This is a genomic window from Lentzea sp. NPDC051208, assembly GCF_040682435.1.
GTDB lineage: Bacteria > Actinomycetota > Actinomycetes > Mycobacteriales > Pseudonocardiaceae > Lentzea > Lentzea kristufekii.
Window position 1 is genome coordinate 178606 of sequence record NZ_JBFBAW010000016.1, and the last position, 18015, is coordinate 196620.

At 69.4% G+C, this 18015-nt stretch carries 20 protein-coding genes; 7 read left to right on the top strand and 13 right to left on the bottom strand.

What is annotated here, in order from left to right; genetic code table 11:
• Positions 1–4 precede the first annotated feature (4 nt).
• Positions 5–952: a LysR family transcriptional regulator gene (locus tag AB0M48_RS33710; protein WP_363849589.1), complete on the bottom strand. Its 948-nt coding sequence runs from the start codon at positions 950–952 to the stop codon at positions 5–7.
• Between the two features lie 89 nt (positions 953–1041).
• Here AB0M48_RS33710 and AB0M48_RS33715 point away from each other — a divergent pair, with 89 nt between their 5' ends.
• The 3 genes from AB0M48_RS33715 to AB0M48_RS33725 are packed head-to-tail and all read left to right on the top strand — an operon-like array spanning position 1042 to position 2347.
• Positions 1042–1623: a hypothetical protein gene (locus AB0M48_RS33715; RefSeq protein ID WP_363849591.1), complete on the top strand. Its 582-nt coding sequence runs from the start codon at positions 1042–1044 to the stop codon at positions 1621–1623.
• Positions 1620–1988, top strand: a complete 369-nt coding sequence (locus AB0M48_RS33720; RefSeq protein ID WP_363849593.1) for an SgcJ/EcaC family oxidoreductase — start codon at positions 1620–1622, stop codon at positions 1986–1988. The genes AB0M48_RS33715 and AB0M48_RS33720 overlap by 4 nt, the downstream gene beginning before the upstream one ends.
• Positions 1985–2347, top strand: a complete 363-nt coding sequence (locus AB0M48_RS33725) for a VOC family protein (RefSeq protein ID WP_363849595.1) — start codon at positions 1985–1987, stop codon at positions 2345–2347. Before AB0M48_RS33720 ends, AB0M48_RS33725 begins: the two co-directional genes overlap by 4 nt.
• 80 nt (positions 2348–2427) lie before the next feature.
• On the opposite strand, the gene AB0M48_RS33730 is transcribed toward AB0M48_RS33725, so the two are convergent.
• From AB0M48_RS33730 to gatC, 7 genes are all read right to left on the bottom strand, one after another.
• Positions 2428–4926: a M14 family zinc carboxypeptidase gene (locus AB0M48_RS33730; protein ID WP_363849597.1), complete on the bottom strand. Its 2499-nt coding sequence runs from the start codon at positions 4924–4926 to the stop codon at positions 2428–2430.
• A 179-nt stretch (positions 4927–5105) separates the two neighbouring features.
• Positions 5106–7679, bottom strand: coding sequence for a CHAT domain-containing tetratricopeptide repeat protein (locus AB0M48_RS33735; protein ID WP_363849599.1), 2574 nt, complete (start codon positions 7677–7679; stop codon positions 5106–5108).
• A gap of 84 nt (positions 7680–7763) precedes the next feature.
• Positions 7764–8018, bottom strand: a complete 255-nt coding sequence (locus tag AB0M48_RS33740) for a hypothetical protein (protein WP_363849601.1) — start codon at positions 8016–8018, stop codon at positions 7764–7766.
• Between the two features lie 185 nt (positions 8019–8203).
• Complete coding sequence (gene gatB, locus AB0M48_RS33745) at positions 8204–9706, bottom strand: Asp-tRNA(Asn)/Glu-tRNA(Gln) amidotransferase subunit GatB (RefSeq protein WP_363849603.1); 1503 nt, start codon at positions 9704–9706, stop codon at positions 8204–8206.
• On the bottom strand, positions 9703–9900 hold the full coding sequence (locus tag AB0M48_RS33750; protein WP_363849605.1) for a hypothetical protein: 198 nt from the start codon (positions 9898–9900) through the stop codon (positions 9703–9705). The genes gatB and AB0M48_RS33750 overlap by 4 nt, the downstream gene beginning before the upstream one ends.
• Complete coding sequence (gatA, locus tag AB0M48_RS33755) at positions 9897–11381, bottom strand: Asp-tRNA(Asn)/Glu-tRNA(Gln) amidotransferase subunit GatA (protein WP_319989695.1); 1485 nt, start codon at positions 11379–11381, stop codon at positions 9897–9899. The genes AB0M48_RS33750 and gatA overlap by 4 nt, the downstream gene beginning before the upstream one ends.
• A complete protein-coding gene (gatC, locus tag AB0M48_RS33760; RefSeq protein ID WP_030467875.1) occupies positions 11378–11677 on the bottom strand; it encodes an Asp-tRNA(Asn)/Glu-tRNA(Gln) amidotransferase subunit GatC in 300 nt (99 codons plus the stop codon). Before gatC ends, gatA begins: the two co-directional genes overlap by 4 nt.
• Before the next feature lie 230 nt (positions 11678–11907).
• On the opposite strand from gatC, the gene AB0M48_RS33765 reads away from it, so the two are divergent.
• Positions 11908–12561: an ACT domain-containing protein gene (locus AB0M48_RS33765; RefSeq protein WP_363849632.1), complete on the top strand. Its 654-nt coding sequence runs from the start codon at positions 11908–11910 to the stop codon at positions 12559–12561.
• 30 nt (positions 12562–12591) lie between these two features.
• On the opposite strand, the gene AB0M48_RS33770 is transcribed toward AB0M48_RS33765, so the two are convergent.
• Complete coding sequence (locus AB0M48_RS33770; protein WP_363849608.1) at positions 12592–13275, bottom strand: 3-keto-5-aminohexanoate cleavage protein; 684 nt, start codon at positions 13273–13275, stop codon at positions 12592–12594.
• Positions 13276–13395: 120 nt separating this feature from the next.
• Between AB0M48_RS33770 and AB0M48_RS33775 the strand changes: the two genes are divergently transcribed.
• Both AB0M48_RS33775 and AB0M48_RS33780 read left to right on the top strand, forming a co-directional pair.
• Positions 13396–13518, top strand: a complete 123-nt coding sequence (locus AB0M48_RS33775) for a hypothetical protein (protein ID WP_363849610.1) — start codon at positions 13396–13398, stop codon at positions 13516–13518.
• 81 nt (positions 13519–13599) lie between these two features.
• Positions 13600–13824 (top strand): hypothetical protein, encoded by a 225-nt coding sequence (locus AB0M48_RS33780; RefSeq protein WP_266042273.1) that lies wholly within the window; start codon positions 13600–13602, stop codon positions 13822–13824.
• On the opposite strand, the gene AB0M48_RS33785 is transcribed toward AB0M48_RS33780, so the two are convergent.
• Positions 13821–14255, bottom strand: coding sequence for a GNAT family N-acetyltransferase (locus AB0M48_RS33785; RefSeq protein ID WP_363849612.1), 435 nt, complete (start codon positions 14253–14255; stop codon positions 13821–13823). The two genes, AB0M48_RS33780 and AB0M48_RS33785, sit on opposite strands and share 4 nt — an antisense overlap.
• A 38-nt stretch (positions 14256–14293) precedes the next feature.
• On the opposite strand from AB0M48_RS33785, the gene AB0M48_RS33790 reads away from it, so the two are divergent.
• Positions 14294–14710 carry a hypothetical protein gene (locus tag AB0M48_RS33790; RefSeq protein ID WP_319989690.1) on the top strand — a complete coding sequence of 139 codons (417 nt, stop codon included), beginning with the start codon at positions 14294–14296 and terminating at the stop codon, positions 14708–14710.
• Here the strand turns inward: AB0M48_RS33790 and AB0M48_RS33795 are convergent.
• Genes AB0M48_RS33795 through ligA form a run of 3 tightly spaced genes read right to left on the bottom strand, consistent with a single transcriptional unit; the run spans position 14699 to position 17907 of the window.
• A complete protein-coding gene (locus AB0M48_RS33795) occupies positions 14699–15232 on the bottom strand; it encodes a hypothetical protein (protein WP_363849615.1) in 534 nt (177 codons plus the stop codon). The genes AB0M48_RS33790 and AB0M48_RS33795 overlap by 12 nt on opposite strands.
• Before the next feature lie 58 nt (positions 15233–15290).
• Positions 15291–15791: a GNAT family N-acetyltransferase gene (locus AB0M48_RS33800; protein WP_363849617.1), complete on the bottom strand. Its 501-nt coding sequence runs from the start codon at positions 15789–15791 to the stop codon at positions 15291–15293.
• On the bottom strand, positions 15784–17907 hold the full coding sequence (gene ligA / locus AB0M48_RS33805) for an NAD-dependent DNA ligase LigA (protein WP_363849619.1): 2124 nt from the start codon (positions 17905–17907) through the stop codon (positions 15784–15786). The genes AB0M48_RS33800 and ligA overlap by 8 nt, the downstream gene beginning before the upstream one ends.
• Positions 17908–18015: the final 108 nt, after the last annotated feature.

Below are 18015 nucleotides of genomic sequence, written 5' to 3' on the forward strand. Positions count from 1 at the left end.
GGAGTCAGGGGCTGAGCGCGAACCGCTCTCCTCCGTCGCGCCACCACCGCGCGTAGACCTCGCTCTCCTCGACCAGCTTCAGATAGCCCGCGGCGACCTGCTCGCACAGGCCGTCGATCTCCTCCGCGACCGGCGCGTCCGTGCGCCACGCCAGCACGACCTCGCGCACCAGCGGGGTGCCGGTGATCGGCAGGCGCGCGACGCCGGGCGGGGTGCCGCCGACCGGGTAGAGCGGGCAGACCGCGCCGGACTCCCTGATCAACGTCAGCGCGACGTGCGCCTCGCTGCTGAAGTGCGCGATCCGCTGCTCGAAGCCCTTGGCCGCGCACTCGCGGGCGAAGTGGGCGTTCATGCCGCTGTCGTCGGGCTCCGGCATGACCCACTTGTCGCCCGCCAGGGCTTCCAGCCCGATCTCGGGCTGCTGTGCTTGCGGATGGTGTTCGGGCACGCCGACGAACAGCGGCTCGCGGGTGAGCAGGCGATGCCCCACGTTCGGCGGAAGGGTCAGCGGCGTGCCGGGAAATCGGCGCAGGACGGCGATGTCGATTTCGCCGGTGGTGAGCAGCGCGGTGAGCGTGCCCGTCTCCTTGATGGTGCGGCTGGTGACGTTGTCCTTCAACGCGGCGACGAGTAGTCCGAAGTGATGAGCGGGGATTCCCGCGAGCCTGGTCGGAGCGCTGGCGCATTGCGCGTTACGGCGCGTTACGCGTTCCAGCGTGACGAGCTGAGTGAGCATTGATCGCGCCTCCTGGACGAAATCGTGGCCGGTCGGCGTGAGCTTGACGCCGTCGGCCGCGCGCAGGAACAGCGTGCCGCCCAAATGGTCCTCGATGCGCTTGAGCTGCGTCGTCACCGCGGGCTGGGTGAGGTGCAGCCGGGCGGCGGCCTTGCGCAGGCTGCCGCAGTCGGCGATCGCCACGACCAGTTCGAGGTGCCGCACTTCCAGACGCATGAGTCCGATGTTATCGCTCAATGTAATAGGGCGAACACCCTTCGCCATCTCGCATGAGACGACTTCGCCTCGATACGTTCGATCACGTGATGGAATTGGCCGAGTGCCCGGCGCGCACCGACGCGGTGCTGTTTTCGGACCGCGCCGTGAAAACGTTTCTGGAGGCCGCGTCCGCCGAATACTCGTTCATCACCGAGGACGAGCCGAGACCGTGTTTCGCGGTGCTGCTCGGCCGGTCCGCCGGCAACGAGGCCGTGGTGTCGGAGGTGGCGTTCGGCCGCAACGCACGCCTGACGGACCCCTCGGCGCGCGAGGAGTTCTCGTCGACGATCGTGCCCCGGTTCGGCACGGCGTACGAGAACCCGGTGCGGGCGTGGTGGCTCGACCCCGCCGACCTGCTGACGATCACGCGGAAGGCCGACGCCCGCGGTGTGGACGTCCTCGGCTCGATCCACCTGCACCCGGACTGGCACCGGCTCGGGCCCGAGTGCGAGCGCGACCGGCCGTTGAGCGACAGCCCGACGCCGATGGACGAGCACATGTTCCGCAACAGCGGATGGCCCGTGAACGTCGTCTGCTACCTCGAACGCCGCCACGGCGGCCTCTACTACTCGCTTGCCGCGTGGGACGCCGAGTGCCTGCGCCTGCCGTTGAGGATGAACCACTCATGACCGAACAGATCTACGCGCTGTGGCAAGGCATGGAGCAGGGCTGGGCCCTCGGGGACGGCGCCGCGTTCGCCTCCGTGTTCGCCGAGGACGTCGACTTCGTGACCGTGCGCGGTGAGGAGCTGTTCGGGCGGCACGCGGTGGCCGCCGGGCACTCCCAGCTCTTCGCGGGGCCTTACCGCGACACCAAGCTCACCGCCGAGATCAGCCTGATCAGGCCGCTGACCTCCGATATCTCGGTCGTGCACGTCACGTCGTCCATCGCCCCGGCGGGCATCACCACCCACGCGCAGGCCGTCGTCGTGCGGCGCGAGGACGGGTGGGAGATCGCCGCGTTCCACAACATGATCCCGAAGGGAAAGCCATGAGCAGGCCGAGGTTGCGGCACATCGCGTTCGTCGTGCGGGACGCGCAGGAGATGGCCGGCTTCTACACGTCGCGGTTCGGGATGTCGTTGTTCCACACCGATCCCGACGGCAGCCACTTCGTCACCGACGGGTACGTCAACCTGGCGTTGATCCAGCAGCGGCTCGACGGTGACGTGCCGGCCGGCTTCAACCACTTCGGGTTCCAGGTGGACGACGTCGCGTCGTACCTGGAGACGCTGGAGCCGCGGCCCGCGTTGCGGGCCGGCGACCGGCCGTTCGCGGAGTACCGGGCGATCGACCCCGAAGGCAACTGGTTCGACCTGTCGGCGCACGGCTTCCTGCCGCCGGGGGTTTCGTAGATCGGGAACCGGGAACCCGTGAGCGGGGTATTGCGAGGGGGCGAGGAAGGCTGTCGGGGCCTTCCCCGCCCCCTTGGTCTTTAGCTGGCGCTCCAGAACAGAGCGCGCGCGACCTGCGCGTACAGGCCCTTCGGGTGGTTGCGGAACATCGGCTCCGTGCCGAACAACACCACCTTCGCGCCGTTCGCCGCCGTACCGGACACGACCGCAGCCTGACCCGCTGCCGCGTCCTGACCGCCGGTGCCGTCGTCCCGTGCGCGCCAATGGCCCGCGGCGATCACCGTGCTGCCGTAGCGCTGTTCGACCGTCACGCCCGTGCCGAGGTTCGTGAACCACTGCGGTGAGTAGACGAACGAGTGCGGCAACGCGTTGGCGCCGACCGGGCCGGTGCCGTTGACGACGTTCACCACGCCGTTGGCGTCCTCCCAGCCGGCGACCGGAGTGGCCTGCAGGAGCTTGGCGTCGGCGTTGAACCTGCTGCCCGTCGCACCGCGCGTGACCACACCGCCGCGCTTGAGGAACTCGTCGAGCGCGGCCTTCGCGGTGGCGTTGAGCTGGGTGTAGTTCAGGCCGGCGCCCACGTACAGCGCGTCGATCCGCGACCAGTCGAAGCCCGCGTTCAGCACCGCCGTGGAGATCGTGCGGACGTCGAACCCGGACTCGCGCAGCACCTGGAGTTCGTCGGCGGAGACGGCGGCCGCGATCACCTTGCGCTGCAACGCCTCCCCACCGGGCTTGGCGGTGGTGAAGCGCACGCCGTAGCGGTCGGCGACCTCCTGTGCGGCGGCCCTCTCCCTGGCCGGGACGACGACGGTGCCGTCTTCCTGGCGGCGCAGTTCGAGGCCACGCGACAGCAGGTCGTTGGCCGCGCTGACGTCCTTCTGGTCGGTCAGGGTGAGGGCGAGGTCGGCGCCCGGCGCGGCGTCGACGGCACCGGTCGGCGCGGCCGCGGTGACGGGCTTGCCGTCGAAGCGGAACTGGCCGTTCTTGAGCACGTCGACCGACGCACCCCACAGCAGGCGGTGGCTCCAGCCGGAGATGTCGTACATGACCGGCGCCTTGTCGGAGATGTCACTGCCCTGCTCCAGCATCACGTTCGCGAGGCCGCGCTTGGGCTGGTGCATGTCCACGACGTACGACCCGGCCGGGTAGCGCTTGCCGCCCAGCGTGAACGGCCTCTCCGCGCGTTCGACCCGGACGTCGTGCCGGACGAGTTGGTCGACGAGCCGCGCGGCGGCGGGTGCGGACCGGTCGTTCGTGATCACGTAGGCGCGCGGGAACTCCGTGCTGAAGCGGTCCTCCGGCCCGAAGCCGGGCACGAAGCCGTCCGGGATGTACCGCTGCTTCTCACCGGCGGCGCCGCGGCGGAACATCTCCGTCTGGTTCTCGATCAGGCTGCGCCGGTTGTCGTCCACGTAGTCGAGCGTGGTCTTGATGGTGGCCTCGACGACGTCCGTGTTGATCTTCGAACGGCGCTGCAGCTCCGCCGCCGGCAGGGTGTCGTAGTCGCCGCGGTTGACGCGCATCGGGATCTCGATCGTGTACGAGACGGCACCGTGGTACATCGCGTACTGGGCGGTGTAGATCGGCGCCCAGCCGTCCCACTCGCCGACGGGGTAGTCGCGGAACGGGATCTCCGGCTTCGCCGCCTCGGGATGCCCGAGCGCCTGCACGGCCTTCTCCATCAGCAGGCCGTTGGCGTAGCCGTGCTTGATGTACAGGTCGAAGTCGTAGTTCTGGCCGTGCGGCGGCGTGGTCGGCTCGATCAGCGTGTTCGCCACGTAGCCGTGCTCGTCCAGCATCATCAACGGCTGGGTGCGCTCCACGACGTCCTGCATGGCCCGGTTCTCGGGCTGGGAGCTCGTGACGAAGTCGCGGTTGAGGTCGAAGCCGGCGCTGTTCGCGCGCGTGCCGGCGACGCGACCGTCCGGGTTCGCCGAGAGGTTGAAGTAGATCCTGCTGCGCTGCAACAGCTTCTTGGTGTCCGCGTCGTTGCTGGTGGCGAGGTGCTCGATGACGCGCAACGCGCCGTCGGTGCCCTCCCACTCGTCGCCGTGGATGTTGTTGTTGATCCAGATCGGCGCCTTGTACAGGCCCGCCGGAACGTTGCGGCCTTCCTCGATGGTGGCGCGGAACCGTTCCTGGATCCGGGTCTCCGTCGCGCTCTCCGGCGCCGTCAGCGTCACGAGGTACAGGTCGCGGCCGAGCCCGGACTGCCCGACGACCTCGACGGAGATCCTGTTGCTCTTCTGCTGCAACGCGTTCAGCTTCGGCGCGAGCGAGTGGTACGGCGCGAGGCCGAGCTTGATGGACTTGTCGGCCGTGTTCTCCGGGTACGTCCGCAGCGTCGTCCGGCGCGGGTAACCCTGGTGTCGGTCGGCCTGGTTCTCCCCCTGAGCCAGTACGGACTGCGCCTGGAAAGCGTTGTCCAGCGTGGCGACTTCGTTGCGCTCAGGACCGTTGCCCGGCTCTCGGTCCGTGACCGAAGGTATGGATGCAGTCGGTTGCGCTGTTCCGGTCGTGGGTGCCGCTATCACCGCGGCGGCGGCAAGGAGTACAGCGAGCAGAGTTCTGCGCATGTGGTCGTTTCTCGCACAACGGCCCGCCTATCGACTAGAGCCGATAGGCGGGCCGTTGGCTTCCCCTCGGTCCAGTCCAAGATGGCACAACGACGGGAGAAGTTCACCAAGCACCTTCGCAGCCAGCGTGGAAGTCACCGCTGACCAGCGGCTTCCCAGCGGACGACCACTCGATCGGCCTAGCCGGACCCCAGGCAGAGGAACGGCCGGCGGAACGGGTCCTTCGCCATCGCCTCGGCCAGCGCCACCGCCGGTGCGGCCCCGGCCACCAGCGCCCGGTGGTAGTCGGCCATCGCCGCGGCACTGGCCTCGTCCCCGACCTTGCTGGCCGCGGCGACCACGGTCCGCGTCCCGCCCGCCAGCATCGCGCCGGCGAACCCCAACGCCTCGTCACCAGGCCTGATGCGGTTCAACGCCAGCTCGCACGCCGCGAGCACCACGTGTGCCGGCGGGTTCCTCAGCCGGCCCAGCTCGTGCGCGAACAACGGCCCGTCGAACAGTTCGAGCCGGGAGAACAGCGCGTTCTCGGTCTCGTGCTCGCCGTGGGCGGCGACGTGCACGAGGTCGGCCCCGTCGAGGTGCGCCATGACCTCGGCGGCGGTGGCGGTGTCTCCGGAGAGCATGGTGGCGTTGGCGTGATAGGTCGCCAGCTTGTCCACCTCGCCGTGCCCGAACAGGAGCCCCGGTCCCTGCACCACCAGCACGCGGTCGGTCTTCGGCTTGCCGGCCTGCGCCGCGGCGAGCCAGGCCGTGGCCGAGGGCGCGGTGGCGACCGGACGTCCGTGCAGGCTCGGCAGCACACCCCACGGCACGGCGTACAGCTCGCCGGTCGGCACCATGACGAGCTCGCGGTCACCGATGAGGTGCGTGAGCGGTTTGATCAGCAACGCGTCGAGGCGGTCGGCCTGCTTGTGCGCGGACGCACCGATGACCTGCACCAACGGTGGCGGCAGGTGGTCAGGCGCAAGGGCGTTGAGGTCGAAGTGCAGTTTCTGGGCGCTCTCCAGCGCCTCGGCCGCGGCACCGAGCCGCACGAGGCTCACGCGGCCACCGGCGACGACGACGGCGGCCATCTCGCCGCCGGACACGACGTAGCTGACCAGGGCCCGCTGCCCGAGTTCCGCGATCACCTCGGCGATGCCGGCGACCGGCCGGGGCTTGCCCCACCGCTGCGAGTGCCAACCGAGCCGGTTCGCCTCGCGCTGCGCCTTCACGAGCTTGCCGCGCAACTCGGCGGTCGGCTGACCGGACAGGCCGTGCCGCAGGATCGCCCAGCTGAGGTTGCGCACCTCGGTGATCCGCTCCGCGACCTCGTTGTTGTCGGTCGCCTCCAGCGGTTCGTACCGGTAGGTCTGCGCACGCGTGCGTTCCAGCCAGGCGAAGAGCCGGCGCGCGTCGGCGTCCTCCAGCGCGAGCTTGATCGCGAGCTCGCTCAGCTCCCTGCCGTGCACCGCCGTGGCGGACACGAGCTCCAGGCCACCGAGCTGGTCGCGCACCCGGCCGAGCTCGTCGAGCGCCTGCCGTGCGTGCGTCAACGCGGCCCGGCGACTTCCCTTGGCCAGCGCCAGCTCGGCCAGCACGAGCCGGCGTTGCATGCGGTGGTCGAGCGGCGTGACCGTGCGAGGCCCCGGCACCTTCTTCAGCAGCTCCTCGGCGTCCGCGAGCCTGCCCCGGCGGATCTCCAGCCGGGCCGCGAGCAGCAGAGCGAGCCTGGACTCGTCGACGAGGTGGTTGGCGGCCAGTTCGGCGGACAGCGTCAACGCCTTCTGCACCAACGCGTTCGAGATCCGCTTGGTGCGCATGGCATGCCGGCCGTGAGCCCACAGCTCGATCAGGCCGGCCATCATCCACCAGGTGCTGCCCCGGCGGATGAGCTTGCGTTCGGACCTCTTCGCCATGCGGCGCGCCAGGTCGAGCTGGTCGTCCAGCAACGCCGCCGAGGCGCGGAACATCTCGACCTCGGCGATCTCCTGGCCGAACTTCTCCTTGCGCATGACCGGAAGCGCCTCGTCGAGGTGCTTACCGGCCTCATCGGACAGTCCGATCATGAGCATGGCCTCGGCCTGGTCGAGCTGCAGCCGCGCGAGGTAGCCGTGTTGGTCGTCGCCGCGAAAGATGCGCTCGGCCACCTCGTAGCGACGCAACGCCTCGGCCAAGGCACCACTTTGCTTGTAAACGTTGCCCAACGCGTGCATCGCGAACGGGTAGTGCGGCTGGAGGTCGTGTTCGCGAGCCAGCGCGATCGCCTTCTCGAGATCCGCGATCGCCAGCTCGCGCTTCCGCACGGCCGCGTACGCGAACCCGCGATTCACCAGCGAGGACGCGAACCGTTCGACCAGGCCGCGGTCCGGGTCACGACCGATCTCCTGTTCCGCGAAGGCGATGTACCGGCCGAACCACTCGACGGCTTGGTCCGGTTGCCCCATGCGCATGACCATGAGGCCCTGGTTGTTGTCCGCGCTGCCGTGCAGTTGGGCCCGGAGCTTCGGATCCGGCAACCGGTCGATCTCGCTGCGGGCAGCGTCGAAAACCTCCACCGCGACGTCCATACCGCTCGTCTCGCCAATGCAAAGGCCGAGCATGTAGAGCGTGCGGGCGCGCAACTCAGTCCGATCAGGAGAGTCATCGGCGCGGTCGGCGTGCACGAGAGCCCTCTTGAGAAGCCTGATGGCCGACGGGAAGCGGAACCTCGTCTGCTCCGCCCACCCTCTCAGGTGCAGCTCGCGTGCTCTCTCCAAGGCACGAGCGGGCATGTGATCATCACACCACATGGCAGCACGTGCCGCTGTCCGCCAACCAGGCACAGGACCAGGTGACGGACAGGACACGCACTGTGACTAGTCTGCCTTCGCGTTCGCGCAGTCAGGAGCGTGCACGAACTCAAGCGGCCGCACGAACCCATGCCCCGGCATGCCGCCGCAGCACATCGGCGTGACTTCGGGGTCTTCCTTCTTGTCCGGCTTCGGCACCTCGGCCGGCGGCACCGGCTCGACCACCGGTTCGACGACCGGCGTGCCCTCGAGCACCGACTCGGCGGCCTCGACCACGTCGGCCCCGGTCACAACATCCAAGTTCTCGCGCTGAACAGTCATGAGGATTCCCCCCTCGTTTGGACTATTTACTTCTCATCCCCCCAGATGAGTTGCACGGAGAGACTCGCACACACGGCTACAGACATACGTCTCATTTAGCTAACAGCCACTCGGACGGCCTAAGATCACAAAGGGCCACCTGCACGAACAGGTGACCCTTTGTGATTTTTATGGCGAATGTGTATCTACGAGCAGCGTGCGAGCACGATCTCGCGCACGCGCGCGGCGTCCGCCTGGCCCTTGGTGGCCTTCATGACCGCGCCGACGATGGCGCCGGCCGCCTGGACCTTGCCGTCGCGGATCTTCTGCGCGACGTCGGGCTGGGCCGCGAGGGCCTCGTCGACGGCCTTCTCCAGGGCCGAGTCGTCCGAGACGACCTTGAGGCCGCGCTTCTCGATGACGTCGTCCGGGGAGCCTTCGCCCTCCAGGACGCCGTTGACGACCTCGCGGGCGAGCTTGTTCGTCAGCGTGCCCGCGTTCACGAGCTCGATCACCCTGGCCACCTGGGCCGGGGTGATGGCGAGGTCGGTGACCTCGATGCCCTTCGAGTTGGCCTGCTGCGCGAGGTACGACACCCACCAGGAGCGGGCCTCGTCCGGCTTCGCGCCCGCCTCGACGGTGGCGATGATGACGTCCAGCGCGTTGGCGTTGACCAGGTCGCGGAGGACCTCGTCGGTGAGGTTCCAGTCCTTCTGGATGCGCGCGCGGCGTTCCCAGGGGAGCTCGGGCAGGGTGAGGCGCAGCTCCTCGACCCACTCGCGCGACGGCGCGATCGGGACCAGGTCGGGCTCCGGGAAGTAGCGGTAGTCCTCCGCCGTCTCCTTCTTGCGGCCCGGCGACGTCGTACCCGACGACTCGTCGAAGTGACGGGTCTCCTGGATGACCTCGCCGCCGGACTCGAGCACCGCGGCCTGGCGCGTCATCTCGAAGCGGACAGCGCGTTCGACGCTGCGCAGCGAGTTGACGTTCTTGGTCTCGGTGCGGGTGCCCAGGGCGCCGGTGGTCTTCGGCGACAGGGAGACGTTCGCGTCGCAGCGCAGCGAGCCCTGGTCCATGCGGACGTCGGACACGTCGAGCGCCTTGAGCAGGTCGCGCAGCGCCGTGACGTACGCACGGGCGACCTCGGGCGCGCGCTCCTTGGTGCCCGGGATCATCTTCGTGACGATCTCGATCAGCGGCACACCGGCGCGGTTGTAGTCGAGCAGCGAGTGCTCGGCGCCGTGGATGCGACCGGTGGCGCCGCCGACGTGCAGCGACTTGCCCGTGTCCTCCTCCATGTGCGCGCGCTCGATCTCGACCCGGATGACCTCGCCGTCGTCCAGCGTCACGTCGAGCCAGCCGTTGAACGCGATCGGCTCGTCGTACTGCGACGTCTGGAAGTTCTTCGGCATGTCCGGGTAGAAGTAGTTCTTCCGCGCGAACCGGCACCACTCGGCGATCTCGCAGTTCAGCGCGAGGCCGATGCGCATCGCCGACTCGACGGCCTTGCCGTTCACCACCGGCAGCGAACCCGGGAGGCCCAGGCACGTGGGGCAGGTGTTCGTGTTCGGCTCGCCGCCGAAGGCGTTGGCGCAGCCGCAGAACATCTTCGTGTTGGTGTGCAGCTCGACGTGCACTTCCAGGCCCAGGACGGGGTCGTACTTCTCGATGACCTCGTCGTAGTCCATCAGCTCAACCAGAGAGGTCATGCCAAGTCGTCCTTCCGCAGAGCACGAACGGCCAGCGCCGCACCGGTGATCGCCACGGCGATGCTGGCGATCGCGTTCGCCAGGGCCAGCTTGTCCTTGTTCGCACGGGCGGCCCGGAAGCCGGAGAACGCTCCCGCGGCTCCCGCGACGGCACCGGCGAGGCCGAGGAGACCCCTTGCCTTCTTGATGTTCACAGCGACGGACCTCCGAACGCGCCACGCGCCGCCTCGTAGGCCGCGGCCACCCGGTACATGCGGTGGTCCTGCAGCGCCGGGGCCATGATCTGCAGGCCGACCGGCATTCCGTCCTCATCGGACAGACCGCTCGGCACGCTCATGGCCGGCGTGCCCGCGAGGTTCGCCGGGATGGTGCAGAGGTCGGCCTTGTACATGGCCATCGGGTCGTTCGCGCGCTCACCGATCTTGAACGCCGTGGTCGGCGTGGTCGGCGAGATGAGCACGTCGAAGTTCTCGAACGCCTTCGCGAAGTCCTGCGTGATCAGCGTGCGGACCTTCTGCGCCGAACCGTAGTACGCGTCGTAGTAGCCGGACGACAGCGCGTACGTGCCGATCATGATGCGGCGCTTGACCTCCGGGCCGAAGCCGGCCTCGCGGGTCAGCGACATGACCTCCTCGGTGCTGCGCGTGCCGTCGTCGCCGACGCGCAGGCCGTAGCGCATGGCGTCGAACCGGGCGAGGTTCGACGAGCACTCGCTCGGCGCGATGAGGTAGTACGCCGGCAGCGCGTAGTCGAAGCTCGGGCACGACACGTCCGCGATCTCCGCGCCGAGCTCCTTGAGCTGCGACACGGCGGCTTCGAAGCTGCGCAGCACACCCTGCTGGTAGCCCTCGCCGGTGAACTGCGTGACGACACCGATGCGCAGACCGGACAGGTCACCGCTCAGACCCTCGCGGGCAGCGGCGACGACCGGAGGCACGGGCGCGTTGATGGACGTGGAGTCCATGTGGTCGTAGCCCGCGATGACCTCGTGCAGCAACGCGGCGTCGAGCACCGTGCGCGCGCACGGACCGGCCTGGTCCAGGGAGCTGGAGAACGCGACCAGGCCGTAGCGGGACACACCGCCGTAGGTGGGCTTCACGCCGACGGTGCCGGTGACGGCGCCGGGCTGGCGGATCGAGCCACCGGTGTCGGTGCCGATCGCGAGCGGCGCCTGCAGGGCGGCCAGCGCGGCGGACGAGCCACCGCCGGAGCCGCCGGGGATGCGGTCGAGGTCCCACGGGTTGTGCGTGGGGCCGTACGCCGAGTTCTCGGTGGACGAACCCATGGCGAACTCGTCCATGTTCGTCTTGCCGAGGATGACGACGCCGGCTTCCTTGAGCTTGCGCGTCACCGTGGCGTCGTAGGGCGGGATCCAGCCTTCGAGGATCTTGGAACCGACCGTGGTCGGCACGCCCTCGGTCGTCATGACGTCCTTGAGCGCCAACGGCACACCGGCGAGCGGCGAGACCTGCTCACCCGCCTTGACGGCCTCGTCGACCCTGCGGGCCTGCGCGAGCGCGCCCTCGGTGTCGACGTGCAGGAAGGCGTGGACCTTCCCGTCGGTCTCGGCGATGCGGTCGAGGTGGGCCTGGGTGACCTCGACGCTGGAGATCTCGCCGCTGTGGATCTTCGCGGCGAGCTCTGCCGCGGTCGCGTGGATCAGGTCGTTGGTCATGCTTCCTCACCCAGGATGCGGGGCACGCGGAACCGGCCGTCCTCGGCCTCAGGAGCGCCGGAGAGCGCCTGCTGCTGACCGAGGCTCGGACGGACCACGTCCTCGCGGAAGACGTTGGTCAGCGGAACGGCGTGCGACGTCGGCGGGATGTCGGCAGTGGCGATGTCGCCAACCGAGGCCACCGACTGGAGGATCACGTCGAGCTGTCCGGCGAACAAGTCGAGCTCGTCCTCGGTAACAGCCAGCCTGGCGAGCTTCGCCAGGTGCGCGACCTCGTCGCGGGAGATGCTGGGCACTCCTGTCAACCCCCGTAGGGTCGGGATACGAATCGGGAACCCCGTGAGTCTATGGGCTGGTCAGGCGCGCCTTCGAACGGGTTACCGCCTCCGTGGTTGACCGGCACGTCAACTTAACCGATCCGCAACGCGGACAGCAGGTCATGCGTTGACGATGCGTCTGCGAGAATCACCGACCGGCAACGGCGCGAGGCGCGGGGTCTCTCGCACGAGCTATGGAGGCGTTCACCTTGTCGTTCCTGATCCGGGTCCAGCTCCCGGACCGTCCCGGCACCCTCGGCGCGGTCGCAACGGCTTTGGGCGAGATCGGGGCGGACATACTCAGCGTCGACGTGGTGGAGCGCGGTTCCGGCATCGCCATCGACGACCTCGTGGTGGAGCTCCCGTCCGGCCGCCTGCCGGACACCCTGATCACCGCCGCCGAGTCGATCGAGGGCGTCGAGGTCGACGCGGTGCGTCCCTACGCGGGCATCCTCGACACCCATCGCGAGCTGGAGCTCGTGGAGGAGATCGCCGAGGAGCCCAGGAAGGGCCTCGAGATCTTCACCGAGGGCGTCCCGAAGATCATCCGCGCCGGCTGGGCCGTCGTCGTCGGGCCCGAGGGCACCGGCATCAACCGCCTGACCGCGTCGTCGGCCGCCCCGGAGACGCGGATGGCGGACGTGCCGTGGTTCCCGCTGGAGCGCGCGACCGTGCTCGACGGCGAGGAGGAGTGGGTACCGGAGACCTGGCGCGAGCTGGGCACCGAACTCGCCGCCACGCCGCTGGGCAAGCCGGACCGCGTGCTCGTCGTCGGCCGGCCGGGCGGGCCCATGTTCCGCGCGGCCGAGGTGGCGAGACTCGCGCACCTGGCCGGCATCGTCGCGGTGGTCCTCCCCGACTGACAGCGCCTCCCGACTGGTGGTGCTCCCCGGCTAGTTGGGAGCCCTGGACCGCTGGCGCCTGCGCGCCAGCGCGACCAGTTCGGCGTTGTTCTTCGCCCGGCGGCCGTCGGGCAGGTGCAGCGTGTCCTCCAGTCCCATGCGCACGTGGTGTTCGAGCAGCGCGCCGTAGTCGAGGACGGACCAGGCATCGGCGTCCCTGCCGTGCAGCAGGACCGGCAGCCCGAGCGGTTCCACCTCCCTGAGCAGGCTTTCCGCCGTCTCGCGCGTCGCGGTCACCGTGATGCGGCTGACGCCGGCGGGCAACTCCGTCAGCAGGCCGGGCGATGCCACGACGAGCTCGACCTTGACGTTGACCCGGCGCAGGGCCTCGGCGAGGTCGCGCCAGCCGGGCCGGCCGACGTGCACGCCGGCGATGTCCGGCCGGCCCGCCGCGAGCGGGGCCCAGCTGCCGATCAGCGTGCCGCGGTGGCCGGGCACGTCGGTGGACACGCTGATCTCGATGCCGGGGACGGCGGCGCGGACGGTCGCGATCGTCGTGGCCACCTCGGGCCCGACGAGCGTGCACGCGCCGATGACGTCTCGCGGATGGATGTGCACCGATGTGACGCCGAGCGCGGCGACGTCGGCCGCGTCCTCGGCGAGGCGTTCCGCGGACAACGGCAGGGCCGGGTGCTCCTCGGCTGTGCGGGAGCCGTTCAGACAGGCTTGCAGCACACCTCATACGGTCCCACACAATCCTCGTCGCGGCGTTGCTCCAAGGGCGGGTGGTGTGACTCGGAAGGTTGCCGGGGGATTCGCGGTCAGACGGACCGGTCGCACCACTAGGTTGGCCTCATGCGACTGGCTCTGGTGTTGGCCCAGGAGAACGGCCTGGCGATCGGTGATCTGGCGCTGGGCGTGGCCGGCGTGCTCGCGGTGGCGGCGGTGATCGTCGTCGCGCTCAAGCGCAAGCGGTGACAGCACGATCTGCGGGATCGCCTGGCTGACACCAGAATCGGCCGTGATCACCCACCCCCACTTCCCGGAGGTATGAAGATCATGGCCATCACGGTGAACCTCGACATGCTCCTCGACAAGGCCTACGAGAACCTCCCGCTCACCGAGATCCTGGACGCTCCCGTCGACGCGCTGCAGGGCGTGAGCGCCGGCGACGCGGAGAAGCTGAAGGCCGCGTTCAACATCAAGACCGTGCGCGACCTGGGCACCAACAAGTACTTCCGCGCGGCCGTGACGTTGCTCGACCTGGAGACGACGGCTCGTTAGAGCACGATTCGGTAGTGGACGAACGGCGTCTTCTCCGCGATCTGGTCGTAGAGCCCGCGGGCGGTCTCGTTCCACTCGCTGGTGTGCCAGTAGACGCGGCAGCAGTCCTGCTGCTTCGCCCAGTCCGTCACCGCCTCGACGAGCGCGCGGCCGACGCCTCGGCCGCGCGCCTCGGGGCTGGTGAAGAGGTCCTGCAGGTAGCAGACGTCCGGGCCGGACGTGCTGGGGTGCTTGAAGAAGTGCGTGATGCCGGCCAGCGCGCCGTCGACGCGGGCACATAGGGCGTGGATGTTCTTGTTCGCCTGGAACGCTTCCCACTTCTTGTCGTAGATCTCCGCTGGCAGCGTGCGTTCGTAGAAGGTGTTGTAGCCCTCGAAGAGCTCCTGCCACCTGGCTCGGTCCGCGGGTTCGAGTGGGCCGATCGCGATCATGTTGATCCTTTCTGCGGTCACCCGGTTGGATGACCCCCGTGTCGACGACCCTCACCACCGAGCTGCTGCTGCACCGCGCGGGTACCAAGTCGTACTGGCGCGGCCTGACCTACCGCGAAGCCGTGCTGTCCCTGCGGGTGCACAGCCGTCACGTGGCGGCGCGGGTGCGGGGTGGTGACGAGGACGCGTACGCGGTGGAACTGTCGTGGTCGGGGACTCATCTGGTGGGCGCGTGCAGCTGCCCGCACGGATCTGAGGGGTTCTTCTGCAAGCATTGCGTGGCCGTCGGGCTGGTGTTGCTCGACCGGGGCGAGACGGTGCCGCCGCCGGACGCCGAGGACGTGGAACTCAAGGACGTGCTGAGAACCTTGCCGCCCGAGGTGCTGCGGGAACTGCTGTACGAGCAGGCGGCGGGTGACCCCGAGCTGCGGGCGCGGATCATGTCATCGCTCTGAGCGGACGCCGCAGAACTGCGTTTCCGGCGGAACCTTGCACACCGAGCCCGGTGGGCGCATCGCGGCCGCCAGCGCCCAGCCGGCGGGAGTGCGGTCGAAGATCAGGACGTGGCCCGTGGCGAAGGCGCTGTGCGTGACCCCGGCGGGCTTGCCGAAGTGGAGTTCGGTCACCTCCTGGACGTGGACGACGGCGCTGCCGTCCTGGGCCACCACGACCCGGGTCAGCTCGGTGCGGACCTTCGCGTGCGAGTAGCTGCCGAGGTTGAACGTGGCGTACCGCGCACGACGGTCGGCCAGCTTGGCCTCGTCGACGCGCAACCGGGCGGCGAAAGCCTCGGTCGTGGGCACGCCGAAACCCGGCTCCTGCGGGCGGGCCGTGATCTTGTCCGCCCGGCGTTCGAGGTAGCGCTGGGTCAGCTCCGCGAGCTGCCGGCGATCGTCGGCCGGCAGGTGTGCCGGTGCCGCCGAGGCGGCCGAGGCGGCCGCCAGCAGCACCGGCGCGAGCAGAAAGACCGATCTCATTCGCGAACCCCCATCCGCGGCGACTGTCCTGTGGACGCACGGCCGCGAACGGGGTTGCTCAGAGCGGTGTTCCGTACGCGTACGCCACCAGGTTCACGCCCGGCAACGGCTTCCAGTCGCGCTCCGGTAACCGCGTGAACCCCAGCCGCTCGTACAACCGGTGCGCCGCCAGCATCTTCTCCGACGACGACAGGACGACGTGGGTCACGCCCGCCGCGCGCGCCTTGTCGAACACCGCCCGCACCAGGGCCTCGCCGACGCCGCGGCCGCGCGCCGCCGCCGACACCGCCAGCATGCGGAACTCCAGCTCGCCCGGCCGGGAGATCTCCGCGTAGGGCGTGCCGGGGCGCACCACCGTCACCGAGCCGAGGACCGTGCCCGACTCGTCCTGGGCGACGAGCAGTTCCGCGTCGCGGAAGCGGGACTCGGCGTCCGAGAGGACTGCCGCGTAGCTGTCGTGGGCATCCACGACGCCGTCGGCGACGTAGGCCTCGAGCGTGACGGAACCGACCGCCTGCAGGTCGGCCTCCGTCGCCGGGCGGATGATCAGATCAGCCATCTGCGCCTTCTTCCACTGAGCCGTCTCCGGCGGGGAGGGCCACCTCCCGCGCCGCGTCGGGGCCCTGCTCCAGCAGGACGCGGAAGCCCGCCTCGTCGAGGACCGGCACCTTCAGCGAGATGGCCTTGTCGTACTTGGATCCTGGCGAGTCGCCGACCACCACGAAAGCGGTTTTCTTGGAGACCGAGCCCGCCGCCTTGCCGCCGCGGGCGAGGATCGACTCCTTGGCCGAGTCGCGCGAGTACTCCGTGAGCGAGCCGGTGACCACGATGGACAGGCCTTCGAGGTTGCGCTCGATGGACGCGTCCCGCTCGTCCTCCATCCGCACACCGGCGGCCCGCCAGCGCTCGACGACGTGCTGCCGCCACTCCGTCTCCCGCCACTCGACCACGGCCGTCGCGATGGTCTGGCCCACGCCCTCGGCACCGGCGAGTGCCTCCTCCTCGGCCTCGAGGATCGCGTCCATCGAGCCGAACTGCTGGGCCAGCGCGCGGGCGGCCGTCGGCCCGACGTGGCGGATCGACAGCGCGACCAGCACCCTCCACAGAGGACGCTCCTTCGCCGCCTCCAGGTTGTCGATCAGCTTCAGCGCGTTCGCGGACAGCTCGCCGTTCTTCGTCGTGAAGCGCTCGACCTGCCGCAACGCCTCAGCGTCGAGGTCGAAAAGGTCGGCCTCGTTGGTGTAGATCGTGGACTCGGTGATCGCCGCGGCCGCCTCGTAGCCGAGCACCTCGATGTCGAGAGCGGCGCGGGAGGCCAGGTACGCCAGGCGTTCGCGCAGCTGACCGGGGCACGTCTCCGCGTTGGGGCAGCGGATGTCGACGTCGCCCTCCTTCATCGGGCGCAGCACCGAGTTGCACTCGGGACACCTCGTCGGCATCTCGAACTCGCGCGCGTCGGCCGGGCGCGCGGCCAGCACCGGGCCGAGCACCTCGGGGATCACGTCGCCCGCCTTGCGGATGACGATGCGGTCGCCGATCAGCACGCCCTTGCGCTTGACCTCCGACCCGTTGTGCAGCGTCGCCCGCGCGACCGTGGAACCCGCCACCTTCACCGGCTCCATCACCGCGAACGGCGTCACCCGGCCGGTGCGGCCCACCTGGACCTGGATGTCGAGCAGGGTGGTGGTGGCCTCCTCCGGCGGGTACTTGTACGCGATGGCCCACCTCGGGGCGCGCGACGTCGTGCCGAGGCGCCGCTGCAGCGACACCTCGTCGACCTTGACCACCAGCCCGTCGATCTCGTGGACCGCGTCGTGCCGGTGCTCGCCCCAGTACTCGACCTTCTTGCGCACGTCCGCCGGGTCGGTGAGCACCTCGGTGTGCGAGGAGACCGGCAGGCCCCACGACTTCAGCGCCTCGTAGGCGAGCGACTGGCGGGCGACCTCGAAGCCCCGGGTCTTGCCGATGCCGTGGCAGATCATCCGCAGCTTGCGCGAGGCCGTGACCTTCGGATCCTTCTGCCGCAACGACCCGGCGGCGGTGTTGCGCGGGTTCGCGAACGGCGGCTTGCCCTGCTCGACCAGCGAGGCGTTGAGCGCCAGGAAGTCCTCGACCGCGAAGAAGACCTCGCCGCGCACCTCGACCAGGTCGGGCACCGGGTACTCGGCGGAACCCTCGAGCACCACGGGGACGTCCGCGATCGTGCGGACGTTCAGCGTCACGTCCTCGCCGGTGCGGCCGTCGCCCCGGGTGAGCGCCCGCGTGAGCCGGCCCTTCTCGTAGAGGAGGTTGATCGCGAGGCCGTCGATCTTCAGCTCGCACAGGAAGTGCGTGCCGGAGCCGATCTCCTTCTGCACGCGCTCGAACCAGCCCGTCAGCTCGTCCTGGGCGAAGACGTTGTCGAGGCTGAGCATGCGCTCCAGGTGGTCGACCGCCTTGAACTCGGTCGAGAACGTGCCGCCGACGAGCTGCGTCGGCGACTCCGGCGTGGCGAGGCCGGGATGCTCGGCCTCCAGCGCCTCCAGCTGCCCCAGCATCGCGTCGAACTCACCATCGGTGACGATCGGATCGTCCAGCACGTAGTAGCGGAACTGGTGCGAGCGCACCTCTTCCGCGAGCACGGCATGCCGCTCGCGCACCTCTGCGGGGACGTCTTCAAGGCTCTCGCTGGTCACGTTCCCCAGCTTATTGACTTCTCCCTGCGTTGAAGGACAGGGATTCCCACCCGCCGTGTGGCGGGTAGCGCTTATGCGCTGTGCCTCGCGGCGCGGGGTTCCTGTTTC